18 protein-coding genes and 1 pseudogene are annotated in these 22,322 nt (G+C 73.7%); 12 read left to right on the top strand and 7 right to left on the bottom strand.

Annotated elements, in window-relative coordinates:
- Nucleotides 1-177 precede the first annotated feature (177 nt).
- Nucleotides 178-795, top strand: coding sequence for a TetR family transcriptional regulator (locus ACH4LD_RS03625; protein WP_132783702.1), 618 nt, complete (start codon nt 178-180; stop codon nt 793-795).
- Nucleotides 796-1,066: 271 nt separating this feature from the next.
- Here ACH4LD_RS03625 and ACH4LD_RS03620 read toward each other — a convergent pair whose 3' ends face one another.
- Nucleotides 1,067-1,930 carry a tetratricopeptide repeat protein gene (locus ACH4LD_RS03620; RefSeq protein ID WP_398053476.1) on the bottom strand — a complete coding sequence of 288 codons (864 nt, stop codon included), beginning with the start codon at nt 1,928-1,930 and terminating at the stop codon, nt 1,067-1,069.
- Between the two features lie 169 nt (nt 1,931-2,099).
- Between ACH4LD_RS03620 and ACH4LD_RS03615 the strand changes: the two genes are divergently transcribed.
- Together ACH4LD_RS03615 and ACH4LD_RS03610 are read left to right on the top strand one after the other, a co-directional pair.
- Complete coding sequence (locus tag ACH4LD_RS03615) at nt 2,100-2,507, top strand: DUF4279 domain-containing protein (RefSeq protein ID WP_398053475.1); 408 nt, start codon at nt 2,100-2,102, stop codon at nt 2,505-2,507.
- 10 nt (nt 2,508-2,517) lie between these two features.
- Nucleotides 2,518-2,967, top strand: a complete 450-nt coding sequence (locus tag ACH4LD_RS03610; protein WP_398053474.1) for a hypothetical protein — start codon at nt 2,518-2,520, stop codon at nt 2,965-2,967.
- 181 nt (nt 2,968-3,148) lie between these two features.
- Here the strand turns inward: ACH4LD_RS03610 and ACH4LD_RS03605 are convergent, their stop codons facing one another.
- The 4 genes from ACH4LD_RS03605 to ACH4LD_RS03590 are packed head-to-tail and all read right to left on the bottom strand — an operon-like array spanning nt 3,149 to nt 6,962.
- The gene (locus ACH4LD_RS03605) at nt 3,149-4,546 is read right to left on the bottom strand and encodes an FAD-dependent oxidoreductase (protein WP_398053473.1); all 1,398 of its coding nucleotides are present in this window, start codon (nt 4,544-4,546) and stop codon (nt 3,149-3,151) included.
- A complete protein-coding gene (locus ACH4LD_RS03600; protein WP_398053472.1) occupies nt 4,539-5,747 on the bottom strand; it encodes an MAB_1171c family putative transporter in 1,209 nt (402 codons plus the stop codon). The genes ACH4LD_RS03605 and ACH4LD_RS03600 overlap by 8 nt, the downstream gene beginning before the upstream one ends.
- On the bottom strand, nt 5,747-6,376 hold the full coding sequence (locus tag ACH4LD_RS03595; RefSeq protein ID WP_398053471.1) for a hypothetical protein: 630 nt from the start codon (nt 6,374-6,376) through the stop codon (nt 5,747-5,749). Before ACH4LD_RS03595 ends, ACH4LD_RS03600 begins: the two co-directional genes overlap by 1 nt.
- Entirely contained in the window at nt 6,369-6,962 is a 594-nt protein-coding gene (locus ACH4LD_RS03590) for a helix-turn-helix transcriptional regulator (RefSeq protein ID WP_132783695.1), read from the bottom strand. Before ACH4LD_RS03590 ends, ACH4LD_RS03595 begins: the two co-directional genes overlap by 8 nt.
- Before the next feature lie 884 nt (nt 6,963-7,846).
- On the opposite strand from ACH4LD_RS03590, the gene ACH4LD_RS03585 reads away from it, so the two are divergent.
- The 6 genes from ACH4LD_RS03585 (at nt 7,847) to ACH4LD_RS03560 (ending at nt 14,609) form a co-directional block, all read left to right on the top strand.
- Nucleotides 7,847-9,049, top strand: coding sequence for a prenyltransferase/squalene oxidase repeat-containing protein (locus tag ACH4LD_RS03585; RefSeq protein ID WP_398053470.1), 1,203 nt, complete (start codon nt 7,847-7,849; stop codon nt 9,047-9,049).
- Nucleotides 9,046-9,693 (top strand): SCO2322 family protein, encoded by a 648-nt coding sequence (locus tag ACH4LD_RS03580; protein ID WP_398053469.1) that lies wholly within the window; start codon nt 9,046-9,048, stop codon nt 9,691-9,693. The genes ACH4LD_RS03585 and ACH4LD_RS03580 overlap by 4 nt, the downstream gene beginning before the upstream one ends.
- Nucleotides 9,680-10,840, top strand: coding sequence for an energy-coupling factor transporter transmembrane component T (locus ACH4LD_RS03575; RefSeq protein WP_398053468.1), 1,161 nt, complete (start codon nt 9,680-9,682; stop codon nt 10,838-10,840). The genes ACH4LD_RS03580 and ACH4LD_RS03575 overlap by 14 nt, the downstream gene beginning before the upstream one ends.
- Nucleotides 10,837-13,029, top strand: a complete 2,193-nt coding sequence (locus tag ACH4LD_RS03570; RefSeq protein WP_398053467.1) for an ATP-binding cassette domain-containing protein — start codon at nt 10,837-10,839, stop codon at nt 13,027-13,029. The genes ACH4LD_RS03575 and ACH4LD_RS03570 overlap by 4 nt, the downstream gene beginning before the upstream one ends.
- Nucleotides 13,026-13,862 carry an ECF transporter S component gene (locus tag ACH4LD_RS03565; protein WP_398053466.1) on the top strand — a complete coding sequence of 279 codons (837 nt, stop codon included), beginning with the start codon at nt 13,026-13,028 and terminating at the stop codon, nt 13,860-13,862. Before ACH4LD_RS03570 ends, ACH4LD_RS03565 begins: the two co-directional genes overlap by 4 nt.
- 333 nt (nt 13,863-14,195) lie before the next feature.
- Nucleotides 14,196-14,609 carry a transglycosylase SLT domain-containing protein gene (locus tag ACH4LD_RS03560; RefSeq protein WP_132783689.1) on the top strand — a complete coding sequence of 138 codons (414 nt, stop codon included), beginning with the start codon at nt 14,196-14,198 and terminating at the stop codon, nt 14,607-14,609.
- A gap of 53 nt (nt 14,610-14,662) precedes the next feature.
- Here ACH4LD_RS03560 and ACH4LD_RS03555 read toward each other — a convergent pair whose 3' ends face one another.
- Entirely contained in the window at nt 14,663-15,916 is a 1,254-nt protein-coding gene (locus tag ACH4LD_RS03555) for an alpha/beta hydrolase (protein ID WP_398053465.1), read from the bottom strand.
- A gap of 118 nt (nt 15,917-16,034) precedes the next feature.
- On the opposite strand from ACH4LD_RS03555, the pseudogene ACH4LD_RS03550 reads away from it, so the two are divergent.
- Nucleotides 16,035-16,765 (top strand): annotated as a pseudogene (locus ACH4LD_RS03550) (YoaK family protein).
- An 827-nt stretch (nt 16,766-17,592) separates the two neighbouring features.
- Here the strand turns inward: ACH4LD_RS03550 and ACH4LD_RS03545 are convergent.
- Nucleotides 17,593-19,668: a bifunctional glycosyltransferase 87/phosphatase PAP2 family protein gene (locus ACH4LD_RS03545; protein WP_398053464.1), complete on the bottom strand. Its 2,076-nt coding sequence runs from the start codon at nt 19,666-19,668 to the stop codon at nt 17,593-17,595.
- Nucleotides 19,669-20,060: 392 nt separating this feature from the next.
- On the opposite strand from ACH4LD_RS03545, the gene proP reads away from it, so the two are divergent.
- Nucleotides 20,061-21,452, top strand: a complete 1,392-nt coding sequence (gene proP / locus ACH4LD_RS03540; RefSeq protein WP_132783686.1) for a glycine betaine/L-proline transporter ProP — start codon at nt 20,061-20,063, stop codon at nt 21,450-21,452.
- A 174-nt stretch (nt 21,453-21,626) separates the two neighbouring features.
- Complete coding sequence (locus ACH4LD_RS03535) at nt 21,627-22,298, top strand: O-methyltransferase (protein ID WP_103810945.1); 672 nt, start codon at nt 21,627-21,629, stop codon at nt 22,296-22,298.
- The last annotated feature ends 24 nt before the right edge of the window (nt 22,299-22,322 follow it).

The raw sequence follows: 22,322 nt of genomic DNA, 5'->3' as shown, positions 1-22,322 counted from the left end.
GACGCTAATCTAGAACAAGTTTCAGACTTGATCGTTCAAGAGGCTCTGAATCTACCGGCAGGTAGGGGCGCTGTGAGCAGTGGATCGGGTGATTCGCGCCACGGCGCGGCGCCCTGCCATGCTGTCCGATCACGAGCCCAACAGACGGCCTCACCGACTGTCACGGAACGGGGATCCATGCCCGCGGAAGCCAGCACCTCGCGTCCGGCCTCGCCCCTCACCGAGCGGCAGGAGGCCCGCCGTCGCAGGATCCTGCACGCGAGCGCGCAGCTGGCCGGCCGGGGCGGGTTCGACGCCGTGCAGATGCGTGAGGTCGCGGAGTCGTCGCAGGTGGCCCTGGGCACGCTGTACCGCTACTTCCCGTCCAAGGTGCATCTGCTGGTCGCCACCATGCAGGACCAGCTGGAGCACCTGCACGGGACCCTGCGCAGGAAGCCCCCGGCGGGCGACACGGCCGCCGAGCGGGTCGCGGAGACCCTGATGCGGGCCTTCCGTGCCCTGCAGCGCGAGCCGCAACTGGCCGACGCGATGGTCCGCGCCCTCACCTTCGCCGACCGCAGCGTCTCCCCCGAGGTCGACCAGGTCTCCCGCCAGACGACGGCGATCATCCTGGACGCGATGGGCCTGTCGGACCCCACCCCCGAGCAGCTCTCCGCGGTCCGGGTCATCGAGCACACCTGGCACTCGGCCCTCATCACCTGGCTGTCGGGCCGCGCGTCCATCGCACAGGTGAGGATCGACATCGAGACGGCGTGCCGGCTGATCGACCTGACGGAGCCGGCGGGGCACGCATGACGCGGGGCACGGAAAGACCTACGAGACGGGTTCCCTTCGCCGGTATGGTCCGGATCAGGTCATAGGGGTCGCCGTCCGGCCTGACTGCTGCCTTCCAGCCTCTCAGCCCTACCGTCGCTGTCGGCCCGGGCGGATGCCTTCGCATCCCGCCTGAGTCGGCTACTCCGGTCGGACTCCCTCACTCGCCTCGTAGGCTGTTTTCAGCATAGACCGGATACCCCGCGACGGAACCCCTCATTTCCGACCAATTCTCCCCAATGTCGCCTTCAGGTCAGCCGACCAGGGTCAGCCCGCTCCAGCTCCGGCCGATCGGCGTCTGTGCCGCCCACTGCCCGAGCAGACGACGGGCCTCCTCCTCGGGCGCCGCGAAGGACACCTGCTGGGCACCCGCGTGGACCTTCCGCTTCTGCTCGTGCGTGCCCTCGCTGCAACAGGCGCACAGGACCTCGAAGCCGCTCGCCGGTTCGGCACCGTAGCCGTGGCGGTCGAACAGCTCGATCAGGGCGTCGACGTCGGCCACCTCGCTCGCGTTCACCGTCGCGGTCAACGTCGGCAGGTCGGAGGCCTGGAAGAGGAGAAGCTCCTCGAAGACCGGGTACTCGCGCCCCTCGATGACCCGTCGCCCCTTCGGTTCCCCGTCATGGACGACGATCTCGCCATAGTGGCGTCCGCCGGTCACCGGCACGTTCACCACCCGGCCGCGCGTCGGACAGAGCCGGTCGATCCAGACGACCTCCCGCTCCCCGCCCGTGTCCAGCCGGACGCACGCCGGCCCGAACCGCCCGTTGATCTCGCCCTCCCCCGGCGGGAGCTGGATACCGAAGCCCTCCCAGGCGTCCCTCGCCGTCGCCCAGTCGCGCTGGATGGTCGCCGCGATGCCGAGGTTCCAGTACGCCGGATCCCCCTCACCCCGCGGAGCCCGGGCGGCGGCCTCGCGGCCCAGCTCGTACGCCTTCCCCCAGTTGCGCAGGAACTTGTGGGCGAGCGCGGCGTCGTACCACCACACCGGGCTCTTCGGCTCGTCCGGGTAGTGCGCGAGGACCCGCTCGAACAGCCCGGCGGCGGTCAGCCAGTCCTCGGCGTCCCAGGCCGCGTACGCCTGGTCGATCAACTGCTTGGCCTCGGACTCGTGCACTCTTCCCCACCCTGCCCACTGCGACGCGGCCCACCGGAAGCGCAGGAGCGTACCCCGCCGCCCGTCCCCCGCCGAGCCGCGGCTGCGCCAAGGGTGGTACAGCGCCGGGTTGTTCCCTCCGGTTGCGGTGGTGATGATGGGCTGTCGAACAGGCCGAACAGGCGGGTATGTGACAGCAAAGCGCTACTGGGTGCTGACGGAGGTGTCGCTCGTCGTCAAGGGAAGGGATCTGCACCCCGAAGAGATCACGCCCTTCCTTGCCATCGAGCCCACTGGGGTACGCAATCCGGGCCCCGGTAAATGGGACCGTCCGGGCGAGACCGACGGACAGTGGAGGATCAGCTGCGACGAGCGCATGACCTGGGAATTCCACGAACAGCTGGACAGTATCCTCTCCGTCGCGGAACGGAAGCGGACCGAGCTCAGGCAGCTGGCCGAACGAGGATATGAGGTGACCGTCAACCTCTTCGGCTTCTCCGGAAACGACTCCACTCTTGCTCTTCATCCGGAAGAAATCAGGCGAATCGCACTCCTGGGATTCCCGCTCAAGGTGGCAGCCAGCATGAGCGAACGCTGAGAGAGCAATCATGGAAATGGAACCTGCGGCGGGACTGAAGCCCTGGGGTGACCTGAGCACGTCCCTGGTCGTATCAGGTCAGGAAGTGGATACCCGGTCCCTGCTCATCGAGTTGCACCTGGCCGACAGCGAAGAGTTCGCCTCACTTGAAGGCGTGGGCGTCTATTCCGGCCCCGGCTGGGCCACGCTCACCGTCGACGAGCGACGCTCGAAATGCGCCGACGAACAGGCCGCGGCCCTCATCGGATTCCTCAAGTCCCGCAAGTCGGCGCTCGACGCGCTGAAGGAGGCGGGAAAATCGGTGAAGGTCGATGTGGCGGGCGTTGCCGAGTCCGGATCGGGGCTTCACCTCTCGCCGGACGTCCTCGCAGGTCTCGCAGAGCTGGGAGTCCCTGTCACCTTTACGACCGTCCGGGCGTCCGGGGAGGACGAGGAGGACCCACTCGCCTGGCTCGGCTGACCTGAAGTCCGACCCCGACGACGCGACCGTCACCGACCCCCCGGTGACTACACCCCTTCACCGACGCCCCGGCAAGGGTCCGGCGCTGCCCCTCTCCCCCTGGCAGCTCGCCGAGCGGCGGCACCTCCCGTTCGGCGGGGCCGGCACCCCCAGGCGGCGCCTGCCCGTTGAGGGCGTCAGGTCAGTCCAGCCCGAGCGCCTCCCGTTCCGCCCGGGTCAGGGGCGGGCCCGGGAGGGGGCCCTTGCGGGGGCCGAAGGAGAGGGTCCACAGCATGTCGGGGGCGAACAGGCGGGCCGCCGGGGTGCGCAGGCTCATGACGTCCAGCAGGCCGCGCAGGGCGCGGGGGTTCTCGGAGCCGGCGGCCACGGCCTTGTCGACGTAGGCGGTGAGGAGGCGCTCGACGCGGGTCGGCGGCTGCGGCGCGGCCCCGGGGTAGGAGGCGTCCTGGCCGACCGCGAGGTTCCACGCGTTGCCCACCGGCCGGGCCACCGCGCGCTGGATCCGGCGGGCGGTGCCGGGCGCGGTGGGGCCGTACCGGTCGAGGGTCCGGCCGAGGGCGAGGGCGCTCTGCGCGGCGACGGACAGGCCGTGGCCGTAGACCGGGTTGTAGCCGGCGACGGCGTCCCCGAGGACGGCGAAGCCCTCCGGCCAGGTCCCGGCCTTCTCGTAGAAGCGCCGGCGGTTCGCCGTGCTGCGGGTGGTCACCGGGTCGGTCAGCGGCTTCGCCCGCGCGAGGAGCCGGCCGATGACCGGGTCCTTCAGGGCGGTGAGGGCGAAGCGCTCGAACGCGTCCGGGTCGGCGGAGGGTTCGCCGCCCCGGGTGCCGGAGAGCGTCACCAGCCAGCGGTCGCCCTCGATCGGTACGACGACCCCGCCCCGGCCGGGTGCCTCGCGCGGGTCGGCCTGCACGTTCACCACCGGGTAGCGCAGGGTCGCGGTGGCCTCGGGGGCCGCGTAGACACGGCTGGCGTAGGTGACGCCCGCGTCGACCACCCGCTCCTCCACCGGTGCGTGCCCCAGGTCCCGCAGCCAGTTGGCCGCGTGGGAGCCGCGTCCGCCGGCGTCGATCACCAGGTCGGCGTGCAGCGTCCCGCCGGCGGCCAGGCGGACGCCGGTCACCCGGTGCCGGTCGCCGGTCAGGCCCGCCACCCGGGTCCCGTCGCGCAGGGTGATCCGGCGCCGGGCGAGGACGTCGGCGCGGATCACCACGTCCAGCAGGTCCCGGCTGCACACGATCATGTGGTGCCGGGAGTCGGTGAACCGCCGGAACCACTGCCCGGAGGGCGCCTTGCTGACCAGGTCCCGCATCACCCCGATGAGCCCGGCGCCCCGGGCGGTCAGCTCCCCGGTGACGCCGGGCAGCAGTTCCTCCAGCGCGGCCACCCCGCCGGACCACAGCAGATGGGCGTGCCGGGCCTGGGGCAGGCCCTTGCGCGGCTCCGGGCCCGCGGGCAGCCGGTCGGCCTCCACGATCGTCACCTCGTGGAAGCGGCTGGCGAGCACGGACGCGGCGAGCATGCCGGCCGTGCTGCCGCCGATGACGAGCGCGGTACGGCGGCGGGTGGGTATGTCAGGCATGTGAGGTGAGACCTTCCGTGGCGACCGCCTGCCGGCGGAACCGTTCGATGGCCGCCGCGTGGTTCCGCAACGCGTGCGCGGCCGACTCCAGTTCGCTGTCGGGGACGAAGGCGGCCCCGGCCCGCCCGGCGGACGGCGGGCGGGCGCCGCCGTCGGGCGCGTGCAGCGCCTCCGCCGCGACCAGGATGTCCACCGCCGCCGCGATGCCGCGCGCCACGGGCTGCGGGTAGCCCGCCGCCGTCGCCGCCGTCCGCGTCCGCTCGCGCCGCGTCGCGCACAGGTGCGCGGCGAGCTTGAGCAGCCCGTCGTTGATGGCGGCCCGGCGCAGCTCCAGACGGAGGGCGGCACCGCTGACCCGGCCGGTCGCGGGTGCCGCCGGGGCGGTGACGGCCAGCATGGTCTGCCACAGCGGTTTCAGCCGCCGGTGGGTGCGCACCAGCCGCCGGTGCTCCGCCGCCCATGGCCCGGCCTGCCCGGCGATGAAGCCGACGGCCACCAGGACCGCCTCGGCGATGGCGAACGGCGGCGCGGCGTACGTCGACAGCCAGTCCCAGTCCCGGCCGCTCCACCGGGCGCCGATCGCCGCGAGCTTGGCGACGTCGAAGACGAGCCCGAGTGCGTAGGCCACCTGGAGGAAGATCACCGCGCGGCGCAGCCAGGTGTCCTCGACCTCCCGGTACCAGGCCCACAGCATGCCCGCCGCGACCAGCGCGGAGACCAGGTGGGCGACGAGGTAGAGCAGCACGAACTCGCGCATCCAGGGCGTGCCGGCGTAGTACGTGTCGAGGTCGCGCGTGCGCTCCGCCCGGTGGTCGCCGAGCAGGAACGTCGTCCACAGGCCGACGATGATGACGGTGTACGCCACCCGGACCAGCCGGGTGCGCCGGCGGCGCACGGCTGACGGCGGCTCCCGCCAGGTGATGATGAGCCACAGGCAGGCACCGCAGTACGCGGTCAGCAGCGAATAGACCCAGAGCCCCGCGAAGTTGGGGATTCCGGTGAGTACGTTGATGCGGTGCAGGTTGGCCGGAGGCAGCGAGGCGAAACAGACCGCGCCGATGCCGAGCAGCAGGGCGGTGGCCCGCAGGATCGGGTCCTGCCAGGCGCGCCGCAGCAGCGGCAGTTTGATCACGAAGGCGACGGCGAGCAGGGCGGCCGGGACGGCGTAGGCGGCGAAGGAACCGGCGATGTCCCAGCGCATCAGGGCCCGCCGATGTTGCCCAGCGAGGACGACAGCCGGTCGGTGAGGGTGTCCTGGGTCATCCGGCCGGCCGCGCCGGGCCCCACGACCTTGGAGAACTTCGCGGCGAGGCGCAGCCCGCACTCCTCGGCCTCCCACTCGGCCCCGGCCGCCGCCGCGGCGGGCGAGCGGGTGGCCATGGCGACCACCCGGTCCCAGGGGACGTCGTCGTCGGCGCGGGAGAGCAGCCGGCGGGCGGCGGCGGGCAGGCCGGACGGGTAGTGCACGTCCAGCGTGCCGTAGTGGATGTGCCCGATCTCGTGCCCGGCGATGACGAACTTGTGCGGGTCCGGGGCCCGGTCCTCGACCACGACGATGTAGTCCTCGTCCCGGGCGAGGGTGATCCCGGAGACGTCCAGGCCCGGCGGGAAGGCGACGAACTTCAGCCGGACCGGGCGGTCGAGCCGCGGGCTGAGCGTGGCGCACAGCGCGTGCAGGAACGCCTCCGGGCCGGTCGGCGGGGTGAGGGTGCGGACGGTGTCGCGCACGAGCCGGTCGAGGAAGCGCCTCGGGGACCTGAAGTGCTTCGCCAGAGGTGCCGACCGCGGGTACGGCACCGGCTTCGGGGCCCTGGCGCTCGGTTCACGCACGCCCGGCGTCCTCCGCCCGCTCGGAGGCGATGATCATCTCGGCGAGGTCGGCGAGGGTGGCGAGCTGCCGGGCGTTCATCTGCGGGGCCCGGGCGGCCAGTCGTACCAGCCCGCTCTCGCGCAGCCGCAGCAGCGGGTCCGCCTCCGCCTCCAGGCTCTGCAGCACCGGTTGCAGCGCCTCGTGCAGCGCCTCCGGCTCGTCCGCCGTGAAGAAGCCCGCGGGCAGACCGAAGAACCGGCGCAGCCGGTCGGCGTGTTCCAGGCTCGGCATCCCGCTCTTGCGCCACTCGCTGAGCCACTGGCGGCTGGTTCCGGCGATCCTCGCCAGCTCGTCCAGCGAGTACCGCTTGCCGTCCGGGCGGCGCCGGGTCTCCCGGATGAAGTCCAGTCGCTGGCGAACGCGTTCGGCCAGGGAGGTCTCGGGGGCCCGGCCGCCGGAGAGCAGGTCGACGACGACGCCGACGGGGATGCCCGTGCGGTGGGAGAGGCCGGCCACGTCCAGGGCCTCCGGCAGCCGACCGGGCCGGCCGGTCAACTCGCCCAGCCGGTCCAGGACATCGGCCAGCGAGGCGTACGCGTCACTCACCGAGGTCCCCCCTGGGCGTGTCGTCCGTTCGGCGGCTGGGCTGACGGCGAGGCTACCGGTTCGCCCGTTCGGCGACCAGATGTGACAACGCTCCCTGCCTAATTAGGCAGCTATCGTTGACAGTTAGGGGCGCGGTGGGTGAGGATCACCGCACGGAGAGCAAGATTCCGACCCGCCCCGGGTGCCGCCTATGGGGGAGCGGCACCCGGGGCGCCTCCGCGCCCGCCTTCACCCCGGGGGCGTCCGGCCCTCGGTGGTGCAGCGCCTCCCTCGTCGGGTCCGGGTGTCGCGACGCGGCTCACGGCCCGACTCGGCTTACCGGGCCTGCCCTACGGGACGACGCCGGCATACGCCGACCCACCGTCACGGCTGCTGCGGCACCGGTGCCGTCACCCTGCGCCTGACCGCCGACACCCCCGCCTCCTCACCGTGGCCCCCCACCGGCAGCGGGCCGCCGTCCGGTGCGCCCGCCCGGCCGCGATCCGCCCCTGGACCGACCTGCGCCTCGGACCCGGTGGCCGCGTGCCCCCGGCCCGGTCCGGCCGTGACCCCCGTCACCAGCTCCGTGTGCGCACGGCCACCCCTCGGCCCGTGCGAGGCGGCCGGTAAAGTGGCGCGGGTCGTCATCACACCCGTACGGGGGGAAGCCGGTGCAATTCCGGCGCTGATCCTCCCCGGTTCCCGGCTGCGCTCGCGCCCGGGGGCACCCCCATCCGTGTGCCGCCAGCGAGGCGGTGAGCCGGACCGCCCCGGACGGGACGTTGACCGGCTCGCGTGCGTCGGCGGCCCGCCGCGCACGGCACCGTCGAGGTCTACGGAGCCGAGCCGCCCGGGGTGTCACCCGTGCGCTGCCCGGCTCCCCGCAGGAGAGGCAGTCGCCGACCATGAACGTCCGCCGCAGTGCCGCGGCTCTCGCCGCCGTAGGCGTGCTGGCCGCCGCCGCGCCCGCCACGGCCGCCGAACCGTCCCCGTCGCCGAAGGTGACGGTCCCGTCCGGGCTCTACGGCAAGGGAGACCCGACGTACGACGGCGTGTGGCGGCAGTCGCTGACGCTGCTCGCCCAGCGGACCCTCGGCTACCGGCCGGCCACCGCGGCCGTGGACTGGCTCACCGGTCAGCAGTGCGCGAACGGCTCCTTCGCCGCCTTCCGCGCCGCCCCCGCCGAGCCGTGCGACGACAAGGTCAAGGCCGACACCAACAGCACGGCCGCCGCCGTCCAGGCCCTCGCCGCGACCGACGGCCACGGCATCGCCGTCGGCAAGGCCGTGGACTGGCTGAAGTCCGCGCAGAACGAGGACGGCGGCTGGGGCTACTACCCCGGCGGCCCCAGCGACACCAACTCCACCTCCGTCGTCATCGGCGCGCTGACCGCGGCCGGCACCGACCCGGTGGACGTACGGAAGTCCGGCAAGTCCGCCTACGACGCCCTGCCCGCCTGGTCCATCCCCTGCGACCAGGACGGCGGCGGCGCTCTCGCCTACCAGGCGGACAAGAAGGGCAAGCTGCTCCCCAACGCGGACGCGACGGCGGCCGGCCTCCTGGGCGCCCTCGGCAAGGGCTTCGTGGCGCGGGCCGGCAAGGCCCCGGCACACGACACCTGCGTCAAGGCCGGTAACCGCACCCAGGTCGCCGACAACGCCGGCGTCTACCTGGCCGCGGCCGTCGCCAGGACAGGCCACCTCAAGTCCGCCCTGCCCGGCGCCGAGGACCAGCCCGACTTCGGCAACACCGCCGACGCCGTCGTCGCGCTCGCCGCGGACGGCCGGACCGAGCCGGCCAAGAAGGCCTACGCCTGGCTGGAGAAGAACGCCGGCCCGTGGGCGACCCAGAACGGCCCGGCCGCGTACGCCCAGCTGATCCTCGCCGCCCACGCGCTCGGGCAGCAGCCGGGCGACTTCGGCGGCACCAGCCTGGTCCGTTCCCTCAACGCGCTCGGCCCCGCCCCGCGCATGGACTCCGCCGCCGAGCACGAGGAGAAGTCCGACGACGACTCCGGCACGGGCGTGTGGTGGATCGTCGGCGTCGGCCTCGTCGCCGGCATCGGCATCGGCTTCCTGCTCAGCGGCCGGAAGAAGCAGCAGCCGTGACCGCCGTCCGCCGTACCCTGCCGGTGCTCGCCGCCGCGCTGCTGCTCCTCGGCTCCGCCGGACCGGCCGGCGCCACCGGCTACCGCTACTGGTCCTTCTGGGAGCGCACCGGCGGCCACTGGACGTACGCCGCCCAGGGCCCGGCCTTCGTCCGCCCCGACGACGGCGCGGTCCAGGGCTTCCGGTTCGCGGTGAGCGCGGACTCGGCGGACGCCAGCCGGCCGCGCGGTACGGCGGACTTCGACACGATCTGCGCCGGTACGCCGGCCCGGCCGGGCACGAAGCGGGTGGCCCTCGTCCTCGACTTCGGCACGCGGTCGGACGCGCCGTCCGGCGGGACACCGCCGGCGCGCCGTACGGCGTGCGCGCGGGTGCCGTCCGACGCGACCACCGCGGACGCGCTGGCCGCCGTGGCGAAACCGCTCCGGTACGACACCAACGCCCTGCTGTGCGCCATCGCCGGGTACCCGGAGGAGGGGTGCGGGGAGCAGGTCTCCGCCGGGGAGAAGCGGACTTCGGGCGAGGCCGGCGGCGGAAGCGGCGGCGGGCCCTCGCTGGGTCTGCCGATCGGCGCGGGCGTGGTCGCCCTCCTGGCGGGGGCGGCGGTGTGGCAGGCACGTCGGCGGCGCGATGAGTCCGGGTGAGCCGAAGCGGTCGTGCGGGTCCGGGCGCGCGCACGCGGCAGTGGCCGCGCAGCGGACGGCGCCCAGCACTCCTCCGGGGCGCTCGCACCGCGCCGCCCTGCACCCCGGGGCCTGGTGGCTGTGGGCCGTGTCCCTCGGTGTCGCCGCCACCCGTACCACCAATCCCCTGCTCCTCGCCCTCCTCATATCCGCCTCCGCCTACGTCGTGGCGACCCACCGCTCCCCCGCCCCCTGGGCCCGCTCCTACACGGCCTTCGCCCGGCTCGCCCTCGCCGTCCTCGTCCTCCGCGTGCTGTTCGCGGTGGCGCTCGGCTCCCCCATCCCCGGCACGCACGTCCTCCTGACGCTCCCCGAAGTCCCGCTCCCGCACTGGGCGCAGGGCATCCGGCTGGGCGGCCGGGTCACCGCCGAGGCGGTCGTCTTCGCCGCGTACGACGGACTGAAGCTCGCCACCCTCCTCATCTGCGTCGGTGCCGCGAACGCCCTCGCCAGCCCCACCCGCCTCCTCAAGTCCCTGCCCGGTGCGCTGTACGAGACGGGCGTGGCCGTGGTCGTCGCCCTCACCTTCGCGCCCCATCTGATCGCCGACGTGCAGCGGCTGCGCGCCGCCCGCCGGCTGCGCGGCCGTCCGGACCGGGGCGTACGGGGCCTGCTCCAGGTCGGACTGCCGGTCCTGGAGGGCGCGTTGGAGCGCTCGGTCGCGCTCGCCGCCGCGATGGAGTCCCGCGGCTACGGCCGTACCGCCGAGGTTCCCGCCCCGGTCCGCCGTACGACGGCCGCGCTCACCCTCGGCGGCCTGCTCGGCGTGTGCGCGGGCACGTACGGGCTGCTGACCGCGGCGGGGGGTGCGTACGGGCTTCCCCTGCTGCTCGCCGGAGTCGTCGCCGCGCTCGCCGGGCTGCGGCTGGGCGGCCGGCGTTCCCCGCGCACCCGGTACCGACCGGACCCGTGGGGGCCGCGCGCCTGGCTGGTCACGGGCTCGGGCGCAGCGGTGGCCGTGCTGCTCACGCTCGCCTCCGTCGACGATCCACGGGCGCTGCACCCCGGGGTCGTGCCCCTCGTCGCACCCACGCTTCCCCTCTGGCCCGCCGTGGCCGTCCTGCTCGCCCTGCTGCCCGCCTTCGTCGTCCCGAGGGAGTCGTCGTGATCCGCTTCGAGGATGTCAGCGTGACGTACGAGGGGGCGGCGCGGCCCGCCGTCACCGGCGTCGACTTCGAGGTGCCCGAGGGTGAACTGGTGCTGCTCGCCGGTCCGTCCGGGGTCGGCAAGTCCACCGTGCTGGGCGCGGTGAGCGGGCTGGTCCCGCACTTCACCGGGGGCACCCTGCGCGGTCGCGTGACGGTGGCCGGCCGGGACACCCGTACCCACCCGCCGCGTCAACTCGCCGACGTGGTCGGCACGGTGGGCCAGGATCCGCTCGCGCACTTCGTGACGGACACCGTGGAGGACGAACTCGCCTACGGCATGGAGTCCCTGGGGCTCGCCCCGGCGGTGATGCGGCGCCGGGTGGAGGAGACCCTCGACCTGCTGGGCCTCGCCGGACTGCGCGGCCGGCCGATCGCCACGCTGTCCGGCGGACAGCGGCAGCGGGTCGCGATCGGCTCGGTCCTCACCCCGCACCCCCGGGTGCTGGTCCTGGACGAGCCGACCTCGGCGCTGGACCCGGCCGCCGCCGAGGAGGTGCTGGCCGTGCTGCAACGGCTGGTGCACGACCTGGGGACGACGGTCCTGATGGCCGAGCACCGCCTGGAACGGGTCATCCAGTACGCCGACCGGGTCGTGCTGCTCCCGGCCCCCGGCGCCGCCCCGGTCACCGGTCCCCCGGCCGAGGTGATGGCCGTGTCCCCGGTCTACCCCCCGGTGGTGGCCCTGGGCCGCCTGGCCGGCTGGTCCCCCCTCCCCCTGACGGTCCGGGACGCCCGCCGCCAGGCCCCCACCCTGCGCACCCGCCTCTCCGACGCGACGGCACCGGCGAACGCCCCTGCCGCCCCACCCATGAACACCGCCGCCGCCGCAGCCACGACCGGCCACACCGCCACCCCGGCCGAAAACACCCCCACCGACGTGGCCGCGGACCGTCGCACCACCGCCCCGGCCGCGGGCACCGCCGCCGGGGCCGCTGACGGTCCAGCCGACGCGGCTGCGGACCGAGACACCACCGCCGCAGCCACAGGCGCCTCCGCCGCCCCGGCCTCGGGCGATCCCGACCCCGCAGCCACGACCGGCCACACCGCCACCCCGGCCGAAAACACCCCCACCGACGTGGCCGCGGACCGTCGCACCTCCGCCCCGGCCGCGGGCACCGCCGCCGGGGCCTCTGACGGTCCAGCCGACGCGGCTGCGGACCGAGACACCACCGCCGCAGCCACAGGCGCCTCCGCCGCCCCGGCCTCGGGCGCCTCCGGTGTCGTGGCCGCGGGTAGTCGTGTCGCTGGGGTGGCGCGGGTGGGCTCTGCGGCGGTACCGCGTCCGCGCGGGCAGGCAACGCCCGCCGCCGGGCGGCCCCCGCGCCGGGCACCCGGCACCCCCGCCCGCCGCTCCTTCTTCCGTCGCCGCCCCGCCCCCGCCCGGGAAGCCCCGCGGCGGCACCTCGCGGAGACCCGCGCCCTCTCCGTCCGCCGGGACCACGTCCAGGCCCTCCAGGACATCGACCTGACCGTCGCCCCCGGCGAGACCATCGCGCTCATGGGCCGCAACGGCGCCGGCAAGTCCACCCTCCTCGGTTCGCTCGTCGGCCTGGTGACGCCCAGCTCGGGGACCGTGGACGTGGACGGCGCCGTTCCGCACCGCACCCCGCCGCGGGACCTCGTGCGCCGGGTCGGTCTCGTCCCCCAGGAACCGCGCGACCTGCTGTACGCGGACACGGTCGCGGCCGAGTGCGCGGCGGCCGACCGGGACGCTGCCGCCGCGCCCGGCACCTGCCGCGCCCTGGTGTCCGAGCTGCTGCCGGGTGTGGCGGACGACAGCCACCCCCGGGATCTGTCGGAGGGCCAGCGCCTGGCGCTCGCGCTGGCCGTGGTCCTGACCGCCCGCCCGCCGCTGCTCCTCCTCGACGAGCCGACGCGCGGCCTGGACTACGCGGCCAAGGCCCGTCTGGTCGCCGTACTGCGCGACCTGGCGGCCGAGGGGCACGCGATCGTGCTGGCCACGCATGACGTGGAGCTGGCCGCCGAGCTGGCCCACCGGGTGGTGCTGCTCGCCGAGGGAGAGGTGATCGCCGACGGGCCGACGGCCGAGATCGTGGTGTCCTCCCCGTCCTTCGCACCGCAGGTGACCAAGATTCTGGCCCCGCAGCAGTGGCTGACGGTGGCCCAGGTGCGGGAGGCGCTGACATGAGTCATGGCACCCGTACCGCCGCACGGACGCGCGCCGTCCGCCTCGGCCCCCGCTCGCTCGCCGCACTGGCGCTGACCAGCGCGGTCGGCGTGGTCGCCTTCGGCTGGCCCTTCCTCGCCCCGCCCGCCTCCCAGCTCAACGCGCACGCGCAGGACGCGCCCTGGCTCTTCTCCGGCCTGCTGGTACTGCTGGTGGCGGTGGTCGCGGCGACGATCTCGGAGTCGGATCTCGGGCCGAAGGCCGTGGCCATGCTGGGCGTGCTGGCCGCGACGGGCGCGGCGCTGCGGCCGATCGGCGCGGGTACGGCGGGGCTGGAGCCCATGTTCTTCCTGATGGTGCTCAGCGGACGGGTGCTCGGACCGGGCTTCGGCTTCGCGCTGGGCTCGGTGACGATGTTCGCGTCCGCGCTGCTCACGGGCGGGGTCGGGCCGTGGCTGCCGTTCCAGATGCTGGCGATGGGCTGGTTCACGATGGGTGCGGGCCTGCTGCCCGGGCCGGTCCGGCTGCGCGGCCGTGGCGAGCTGCTGCTGCTCGCCGGCTACGGCTTCCTCGCCGCCTTCGCCTACGGCACGTGCATGAACCTGGCCGGCTGGCCCTTCCTGGACGCGGCGGCCTCGAACATCTCCTTCCACGGCGACGCTCCGGTCGCCGAGAACCTGGCCCACTTCGTCGCGTACTGCCTGGCCACCTCGCTCGGCTGGGACCTGGGCCGGGCGCTGTGCACGGTGGTGCTGACCGCCGTCCTCGGTCCGGCGGTGCTGCGGGCGCTGCGCCGGGCCACGCGACGGGCCGCTTTCGAGACCGCGGTCACATTCGACGGTCCCGCTGGGTGAGGGCTCGCCTCCGGGACGTGAGCGGTCCGGTGAAGCACCCCACATGACGCACGTCACCTACGACCCGGGGCCGTAGTCCCGTTTGTCCGATACGCCCTCTCCTGCACCCCTTCTGACCTGCGCTTTGCGACCCAGATCACAGAGCAGACGTTTGCCGCCGATCCGGCCACAACTAGTAAAAGGGGTTATTGCGGACGGGTTCCGGGCCTGTTTCTCTGGACGACGTCGCCAGGCGCCACGAGCCCACCCGGGCCGCGGCGCCGCCGCACGAGACCGCACCACGTGGTCCTTCCCGTGCAGGCGATCCCCCGTCCCCGACGCAAGAGGTTCTTCGTGTCCGTCTCCTTCATCCGCCGCATCGCTTCCCCGAAGAAGGTCCTCACCACCGCCGCCGTGGCCGCCGCCACCGCCGGTATGGCTCTGACCGCGGCGCCCGCCCAGGCCGCCACCACGTCGGCCTCCTCCGCCCAGGCGATCGCGCACCAGATGATCCCGGACGCCGCGCAGTTCAACGCCTTCAGCAAGATCGTCGAGCACGAGAGCGGCTGGAACCCCGCCGCCACCAACAGCTCGTCCGGCGCCTACGGCCTCGTCCAGGCCCTGCCGGCCTCGAAGATGTCCTCGGCCGGCGCCGACTGGAAGACCAACCCGGCCACCCAGATCAAGTGGGGCCTGGACTACATGAACTCCCGCTACGGCAGCCCGGCCAAGGCCTGGAGCTTCTGGCAGGCCAACGGCTGGTACTGAGCCACCTGGCACCGGGCCGCCCGGCCCCCTGCCAACGGCCGTCCCGCCGCCCCTCACCGAGCCGCGCCCCCGCTGAACCAGCGCGCGATGCCGGCCACCGCGGCCCGGTCCGACCCGAAGTGGTCGACCGGGCCCACCTCCAGCACCCGCACCCTCGCCCCCCGCTGGGCGAGGGTGCGCGCGCATGTCCGGGCGTTGCCGATCGGTACGTCCGTGTCGCGGTCGCCCGCGTACAGCCGTACCGGCACCTCGGGCTTCCAGTCGCAGGCGTGGCCGTTGGCGCGCAGGGCCGTGAGCAGCCCGCCGGTGGGCTCACGGAGCTGCCGGTAGAAGCGGTCGGTGAGCAACTGCCGGACGGTCGGGGCGAGCTGACGCACGATGTCCTCGTCCTTGTGCCGCCCGTCGAAGAGCCGCTCGACCCGCCCGGCGTACGGCTGCCGGAACACCTCGGCGGGGTCCTTGTAGATGGGGTGCAGGCGGTTCTGGGCAACGAGGAAGTAGGAGAGATAGAACACCCCGCTCACGTTGTTGACCCGGCCGTCGGTCAGCGCCGGCTCCTCGGTGCCCTCAAGGTCGTACGGCCCCGCCACCGGCGCGACGGCCTTCAGCCGCAACCCGGCCGCGTCCCCGCCCTGCACCGCCCGGGCCAGCGCCATCGCCACCTGCCCGCCCTGGGAGAACCCGGTCACGTACAGGTCCCCGGTCAGTGAGCGACCCAGCAGCCCGGCCGCCGTCCGGGTCGCGTGCAGCATGTCCACCGAGGCCGTGACCGCGGACCGGGTGTCCATGTAGGGGTGCCGACCGGGCCCCTCCCCCAGGCCCAGGTAGTCGGGCGCGGCCACCGCGCGCCCCGTGGCGGCGAAGAGGTACGACCGCGTCCGCGCGGCCTCGGCCACGGAGGGCGCGTAGGACCGGTTGGCCATGGTGCCGTGCGTGTCGGAGACGAGCCCGAGGCGGTTCCCGCCACCGGACGGGACGGTGAGCAGACCGGTGGCGGTGGTCGGCCGGCCCTGCGGGTCCACCGTGCGGTACGTCACCCGGTAGGCGAGTACGCCGTAGCGCACCGGGACGGCACCGATGTGCTCCGCGCGCAGCGCCCGGGCGACCTCCGCACGGCTGTGCGCGGCGACCGGTACGACGGACACGACCTCCCCACGCTCACCGGAGCGCTGTCCGTCGGCGCCGGGAACCCCCGGCGCCACCCCGGCGACCCCGACGAGCGCCAGGGCACCCAGGGTGACCGCCGGGCCCTTGCGGATGGGCCGACCGGGCTGCTTTTCCACCGTGTTGCGCGTGTCCTGAGTCATGTCCCGAACGCTACGGACGCACGCTGCGCCCGGACATCCGAGAGCCCCCCGTCCTCGGGTGGACTTCTTTCGCGCGCCGGGTGGACTTCTTTCCACCTTCCGTCCCCTCGGAGGAACGATGACGACGCCGCCGCCGCCGCCGACGCCACCGGTACCGGTACCGGTACCGGTACCGGTACCGGTACCGGACCCGGAGACGCGCGGACTGCGGCTGGTGGCCGTACTGCTGGCACTGACCGTGGTCAGCGGCCTGATCGACGCCGTCAGCTTCCTGGGCCTGGGCCGGGTCTTCACGGCCAATGTGACCGGCAGCGTGGTCATCCTCGGCTTCGCGGCGGCGGGCGTCCCCGGCTTCTCCGTGCGCCACGCGGTCATGTCCCTCGTCTGCTTCCTGCTGGGCGCGGTGACCGGCGGCCGGGTGGCGGGCCGATACGGCCGGGGCTCCCGCCGCCGCTCGGCCCGGCTGGCCCTGGCGGTGGAGGCGGTGCTGGTCGCGGTGGCGGCGGCCGTGGCCTTCGCCCGGCCGGACACCGCCGGGACCCGGGACGCCCTGATCGGCCTCACGGCCTTCGCGATGGGCCTGCGCACCGCGACGGTACGCAAGTTCCAGGTGCCCGACCTGGTGACCACCACCGTCGTGACGATGACCCTGACCGGCCTGGCCTCCGAGTCCCGCCTAGGTGACGCCACTCAACACCGCACCCTGCGCCGAGCGGCCTCGGTGCTCGCGATGGCCGGCGGTGCCTGCCTGGGCGCCTGGCTGGTCCTGCACCACGGCCTGGGCATCCCCTGCTGCTGGCGGCACTGGCGTCGGGCGCCCTGGCGATGGCGGCCTCGGGCCGGGAATGACACGGCGAACGACGACCCCGCGGCTGGTCCCGCCACCCGGCGCTGCCCGGAGTTCCTTGAGCCGGGCGCTGCACTCGGACGGGGGGCGCTGCACTCGGACGCGGGCTGAAATGGTTGCTGTTCGGCCGCCCGCTTCTTGGCCAGTGTCGTGCCTCCGCGACCCGAGTAAAGGGCGCGTTCCGCGTCGGCTGACGCCGATGGCCCTCCGGGCCACCCTTGACTCGGCCCGCTCCAGCACGAGGGAGAAGCGAGCGGGCGCCCGGTGGAAACTGGCCGCCCCACCGGCAACGGGCCCCGAGCCCAACTGGGCACGCATCGTCGGCCGGGGGGGGCGCGGGGGCGCCTTGCCTGCACGCCGGGAGGGTTCGGCGGCTTGCGGTGGGTGGGCGGGGGGGGGGTGGCTCCTGGCCTGGTGTCCCCTCTGCCCCACGAGCCCCCCAGGTCACACAGGTTCGGTGATTGGCGTATTTGGGCCACCCCCACCGAGCACCCAGCCCCCTGACCTGCCCCTTCACCTCGACCCCTTGGCACAAATCTGCCAATCACGGTGTGAAGAGCCCGCCACCCCGGGGAGCCGGCCCTCCCGCCACCCACCGCTCGCCGCCGAACCGGCCCGGCGTGCAGGCGAGACGCCACCGCGTACCCCTCCCGACGGCGCGCACCCAGCCGACGCCACCGCTGTTTCGGGCCGCTCGCTCGCTTCTTCCCCGGGCTGGAGCGAGGTGTGTCAAGGGTGGCCCGGAGGGCCATCGCCGAAGGCGACGCGCAGCGCCCTTTACTCACCTCGCGGAAGCCCGACCCTGACCGGGAAGCGAGCGGCCCGACAGTCACTTCCCGCCGACGTCCACACACCCGACCTCCCCAGCCCCAGCCCCGGCACCAGCCCCAGCCCCGGCCCCGGCGCCCTCCCCCCGGACCCCCGTCCGCCCCCTCGCGCGAGGTCCCTGGAAGGCGTAGGACAGGCCGAAGCCCGCTGTCACCACCACCGCGCCCCCTACCGCGTCCAGGACCCAGTGGTTGCCGGTGGCGATGATGGCCGAGACGGTGAAGAGGGGGTGCAGGAGGCCCAGCGCCTTCATCCACCACTTCGGGGCGATCACCGCGATCACCACCCCGCACCACAGGGACCAGCCGAAGTGCAGCGACGGCATCGCGGCGTACTGGTTGGTGAGGGCGGTCAGGGTGCCGTAGTCCGGCTTGGAGAAGTCCTGGACGCCGTGGACGGTGTCGATGATGCCGAGCGTGGGCATCAGGCGCGGCGGGGCCAGCGGGAACAGCCAGAAGCCGACCAGGGCGAGCAGCGTGGCGAAGCCGAGGGACGCGCGGGCCCAGCGGTAGTCGACCGGGCGGCGCCAGTACAGGACGGCGAGGACGGTCAGCGGGACGACGAAGTGGAAGGACTCGTAGTAGAAGTCGAAGAAGTCCCGCAGCCAGTCGATCTTCACCACGGCGTGGTTGACCGCGTGCTCGATGTCGATGTGGAGGAAGCGTTCGATGTCGAGGATCAGATGGCCGTGCTGCTCGGCCTCAGCCCGCCCCTCGGAGTTGCTGCCGCCCGTCGCCGCCAGCCGTACCTGCTGGTAGGCCGCGTACGTGACGCGGAGGAGGAGCAGCTCCAGGAGGAGGTTGGGACGGGTGAGCACCCGGCGCAGGAAGGGCAGCAGCGGGACGCGGCGGAAGCGGGCCGGGGCCGGCGGGGCGTACTCCGCCGGTATCGGGGTCTGGTAGTAGGGCGACGTGCGGGACAGGAAGGGGACGGCCGTGGCGGCGGCCAGGGCCGCGAGCAGGACCAGGTTGTCCCGCAGCGGGTACACCACCGGCATGTGCGGCAGCATCATCTGCGCCGGCAGGGTGGTGACGAGGACGACCGCGACCGGCCAGACGTAACGGTCGGAGGTCCGCTTGCCGACCCGGCCGACCACCGCGAGCAGCACCCACAGCAGCTGGTGCTGCCAGGTGGTCGGGGACACGGCGACGGCGGCGCAGCCGGTGACGGCGACGGCGAGGAGGAGCTGGCCGTCGTGGGCGTAGCGGACCGCGCGGCGCAGGGCGAGGACGGCGACGCCGGCGCCGAGGAGGAGGAAGAGGGCTGTCTCCGAGGTGCCCGTCAGGCCGAGGCGGAGCAGGGCGCCGTGCAGGGACTGGTTGGCGAGGGCGTCGGCCTTGCCGCCGAGGCCGGCGCCGGCCATGTGGTGCACCCAGTAGGTACGGGAGTCGTGCGGCAGCGCGGCCCAGGCGAGCGCGGTGCAGGCGGCGAAGGTGCCGGCCGTGGTGAGGGCGGCCCGGCGGCGGCCGGTGAACCACAGCAGCGGGATGAAGAGCAGGACGGTCGGCTGGAGGGCGGCGGCCAGGCCCGTGCACAGGCCGCTCGCGCGTTGCCCGCGTACGGTGAAGCAGCCGAGCAGGACGAGCAGGACCGGGATGATGCTGGTCTGCCCGAGCCACAGGGTGTTGCGGACCGGCAGCGACAGCATGAGCAGGCTGATGGCGACCGGCGCGGCCAGGAGTGAGGTGCGCCGGCTGATGGGCTGGGGCAGCGCGCGGGCGGCGACCAGGCCGAGGGCGACGACGAGCAGCAGGGTGCCGAAGGTCCAGCCCCAGCCGAGCGCGGCCTCGGCCGACCGCGTGAGCGGTTTGAGGACCAGGCCGCCGAAGGGGGTGCCGGTGAACCGCGTCGAGTCGTAGATCGAGCCGTTCACGTGCAGGACGCCTTCGGGGCCGACCCAGGTCTCCAGGTCGGTGAGGCGTTCGCCGCTGGGGGTGGTCAGGACGACGGCCATCTGCCGTACGGCGAGGATCGCGACCACCGCCCACAGGGCGAGCCGGGTCGCGCGCAGCCGCGCTCCGACCGCCGCTCTTCCGAAGACGTCCGCCGGTCGCCCGCTGTGCTCCACGTTCGCCACGCCTCGTCGGCCTCCCGCCCCGTCGTCCCGGCCGCCGGTGCGCGCCGGGTTCCCCTCTGCGCTCCTTCTGAGCCTCGCAGACCCCCCGGAGAGGGACGCAGGCAACCCCCGATTCACCTGACGTCGGTCTCCTTTTGTCCGAAAGACCATAGTCCGGGGGGTGGTCGGTTGCGGGCGGCGGGCGCGAGAAGGATCACACCGAGCCGCCGGCATGGCCCCGCGTGAGGGGGCAGACGTACCTGCGTATGCGGCGTTTAGCTGCACTGTGCATCGATACGCATGCGGGACGTAAGGTGCGGAACTCCGCCTATGGTCGATTTTCGGCCCGCCGTACGTCACCGTCGCCGTCCGGGTCCGTCCCTGTCCCCGTCGAAAGGTAGGCGAGCCCCGTTTTGGCGACCGCTACCACCGCCTCAGCCGTCACCCCGCCCCTCAAGTCGCGGCGGGCCGCCCAGGCCCGTACCGCCCGTGACGTCACCGTCACCGATCCCGCGCTCGTCAAGCGCGCCGTGAAGGCGGCGGCGCTCGGCAACGCGATGGAGTGGTTCGACTTCGGCGTCTACAGCTACATCGCAGTCACCCTGGGCAAGGTCTTCTTCCCGTCCGGCAACCCGACCGCGCAGTTGCTGTCGACGTTCGGCGCCTTCGCGGCGGCCTTCCTGGTCCGTCCGCTCGGCGGCATGGTCTTCGGCCCGCTCGGCGACCGCGTGGGCCGGCAGAAGGTCCTCGCGGTCACGATGATCATGATGGCGGCGGGTACGTTCGCGATCGGCCTGATCCCGTCGTACGCGACGATCGGCGTCGGCGCGCCGCTCCTGCTGCTCGCCGCCCGTCTGGTGCAGGGCTTCTCCACCGGCGGTGAGTACGCGGGCGCGACGACCTTCATCGCCGAGTACGCGCCGGACAGGAAGCGCGGCTTCCTCGGCAGCTGGCTGGAGTTCGGCACGCTCGCCGGTTACATCGGCGGCGCGGGTCTGGTCACGCTCATGACCGCTCTGCTGTCCTCGGACGACCTCACCTCGTGGGGCTGGCGCATCCCGTTCCTGATCGCGGGCCCGATGGGCATCATCGGCCTGTACCTGCGGATGCGGCTGGAGGAGACCCCGGCGTTCGCGGCGGAGGTCGAGAAGGCGGAGGCGGCCCGGCCGAAGGTGCCGCTGCGCGAGATGATCACCGGCCAGTGGAAGTCGCTGCTGCTGTGCATGGGCCTGGTCCTGGTCTTCAACGTCACCGACTACATGCTGCTGTCGTACATGCCGAGCTACCTCACCAGTGAGCTGAAGTACGACGAGACGCACGGGCTGCTGGTCGTGCTCGGTGTGATGGCCCTGATGATGATCGTGCAGCCGTTCGTGGGCGCGCTGACCGACCGGGTCGGCCGCCGGCCGGTGATCGCGGCGGGCTGCGCGGGCTTCCTGTTCCTGTCCGTCCCGGCGCTGCTGCTGATCCGCGAGGGAAGCCTGCTCGCCGTGGGGCTGGGCATGGGCGCGCTGGGTCTGCTCCTGGTGTGCTTCACGGCGGCCATGCCGGCCGCGCTGCCCGCCCTGTTCCCGACGCGCGTGCGGTACGGGTCCCTGTCGATCGGGTTCAACGTGTCCGTGTCGCTGTTCGGCGGTACGACTCCGCTGGTCGTGACCGCGCTGATCGGGGCGACCGGGAACATGATGATGCCCGCGTACTACATGATGGCCGCGGCTGTCGTGGGCGGTGTCGCCGTGTGGCGGATGTCGGAGTCGGCGGGGCGTCCGCTGCCGGGTTCCGCGCCGTCCGTGGAAGGTCGCTGAGCGCGCCGCGGGGGTGCGGGCCGTCCCCCGGGTGCGACTCCGTCGCGGCCGGTCGTGCGGCAGCCCGCGCCCCCGCGGGGCGCTCGCGCCGCCATGCCCCGCGGGCAGTCGTACCCATCCGGGCCCTCTGCTGCGATCATCGAGGGAGGACACTCGGGAAAGGCAGCTGGGGCTATGAGCGGGTCGCAGGTCTGGGACGACGTCGACGACTACTTCATCAACACGCTCTCACCGGACGACGAGGTGCTGCGCGCGGCGCTGCGCGACAGTGACGCGGCCGGGCTGCCCGCCATCGCCGTCACGGCGGCGCAGGGCAAGTTCCTCCGGCTGCTCGCCGAGCTCCAGGGGGCCCGGCACATCCTGGAGATCGGCACGCTCGCCGGGTACAGCACGATCTGGCTGGCCCGCGCGCTGCCCGAGGACGGCAGGCTGATCTCGCTGGAGTACAGCGCCAAGCACGCGGAGGTGGCCGTCCGGAACATCGCCCGGGCGGGCCTGGACCGGATCGCGGAGGTGCGGGTGGGCCCGGCCCTGGAGTCGCTGCCCAAGCTCGCCGACGAGAACCCGGCCCCCTTCGACCTGGTCTTCATCGACGCGGACAAGGCCAACAACCCGCACTACGTGGAGTGGGCGCTGCGGCTCACTCGCGCGGGCAGCCTGATCGTCCTGGACAACGTGGTGCGCGGCGGCCGGGTGGCCGACGCGGGCAGCACCGAGCCGGACGTGGTCGGCACCCGTGCGGCGCTCGAACTGATCGCCGGCCACCCCCGGTTGACCGGTACGGCGATCCAGACGGTCGGCAGCAAGGGGTACGACGGGTTCGCGCTGGCGCGGGTGCTCGGCTGAGGCCACTCGGTCCGTGTGTCCTGC

It is taken from the genome of Streptomyces sp. NPDC017676 (assembly GCF_044329325.1).
GTDB lineage: Bacteria > Actinomycetota > Actinomycetes > Streptomycetales > Streptomycetaceae > Streptomyces.
Note: the sequence above shows the minus strand (reverse complement) of the source record. Positions and strands in the feature narration are given on the sequence as shown.